We start from the raw sequence: 1,518 nt of genomic DNA on the forward strand, positions 1-1,518 counted from the left end.
AAAAATAGCGAGCCCTTCAGCCTTGTAGAGGCAAGCTTCGCTTTTTGCGCGGCTAGTACTTCAGCAGCCTGTTAGGCGACGTAGCATTTCCGCCTAGCTGCGCTTGCGGACCGCGGAGCCTACAGTGGGCATCGTCGTGGACGGTCCGGGCGGGCTGATCAACGTAATAACGGCGTCCAGAAGCGCCTCGATTCGGCTCGGCTTGAATCTCTCTGGCTCGATAGGGAGCATCATCATCCAGCCTTCGCCAATCGCGCTAAGTTGGTCGGCGAGCAGCTCCGCAGTGATATCGCTGCGGATCACGCCCTCTTCCTGCCCCCTCTCCAATAAAGCCACGCGTTTGCGTCGATATTGGGCGTAGCGCCGCTGGAAGATCGCGGCGAGCTCCGGATCGAGCCTTGCCTGCGCGATCAATTGAAACTGCACGAGCCACCTGGCCGGATCGTCGGCAGTAGTCCAGTTCAGCCACTGTTTGAAGGTCGCTTTGATGTCGCGCGGATCGTGGCTGGACCCGATGAACGACTCGAACTGGTCAAAGTGGTTTTCAACGAGCGCTTTGACGATCGCTTCCTTGTTCTCGAAGTAATGCAACAAGGAGCCCGTGGTGCAGCCGGCCTGCTCCGCCACCTTGCGCAAGGAAGCGCCAGCATAGCCTTCCCGTGCGACCACAGTAGTGGCTGCTGCGAGATAACTGGCGCGCCTTGCCTCGCGATCCACGACCGGGCGCCCCCTCCGCCGTTTGGACGGGTCTGCGGTGGCCTGGGGAGCAGGATCTGGCGTCTTCAAGGTAGGGGCACGTGTCATGGGATCGACGGTATCGGCAAATGACGCCATTGCAGGGCGAATATAGCGCAAAAAGTTTACAAGAAGGCACATTCAGCGACGCAAGTCCAAGAGGGGGCATTGCGCCCTCGACCTGCGTAGGGAATTGCATTCCAACTCCGTGGCAAATCCTAACGGATCGGATGCTGTGCTGCTGCGCGCGGGGTCCATAGAGCCGCGAATACAGCCCTCACACGCGCGACGAACGGCTACGTCATTCATACGAGTAATCCCTAATCCCTTCAGCGGCTTATTTTTTATAACATTCGTTAGATCTAACATACGTTATAACAATTGTAGCGCAAGAGACACTGCCGTGTGAACCCTCTGGCATCCCCCAGGGCTCACCGGGCGCACTCATCCATTCTCGAAGGGAGACCGCATGCTTACTCACTCACATGTACGTCCTACAGACCATGATCTACCCGGCATGTTGGCGCCCGAGGGTTCATGGCGTCATTGCTTCTCACACCACCCATTTGATGTTGAACTGGCCTACGCGGAAGGTGTGTATCTGTATGACACCAAGGGAAAGAGATATATCGATGCGTCTGGCGGCCCGATGTCCGTCAACATTGGCCACGGCGACGCGCGGATGAAGGCGGCGCTGAGTGAACAGTTGGCAGAGGGTTTTTTGGTTGGCGATCGCGGCTACGAACCTGCGACCAAGACCCGATGAGGTCTGACCGCGATCGG

2 protein-coding genes are annotated in these 1,518 nt (G+C 57.9%); one reads left to right on the forward strand and one right to left on the reverse strand.

Annotated elements, in window-relative coordinates:
• Positions 1-93 precede the first annotated feature (93 nt).
• Entirely contained in the window at positions 94-717 is a 624-nt protein-coding gene (locus tag J8I34_RS33945) for a TetR/AcrR family transcriptional regulator (protein ID WP_348635799.1), read from the reverse strand.
• Positions 718-1,252: 535 nt separating this feature from the next.
• On the opposite strand from J8I34_RS33945, the gene J8I34_RS35685 reads away from it, so the two are divergent.
• Positions 1,253-1,501: an aminotransferase class III-fold pyridoxal phosphate-dependent enzyme gene (locus J8I34_RS35685; protein WP_209808548.1), complete on the forward strand. Its 249-nt coding sequence runs from the start codon at positions 1,253-1,255 to the stop codon at positions 1,499-1,501.
• Positions 1,502-1,518 lie beyond the last annotated feature (17 nt).

Origin of the sequence: Cupriavidus phytohabitans (genome assembly GCF_017815025.1) — a bacterium.
Classification (GTDB): domain Bacteria; phylum Pseudomonadota; class Gammaproteobacteria; order Burkholderiales; family Burkholderiaceae; genus Cupriavidus.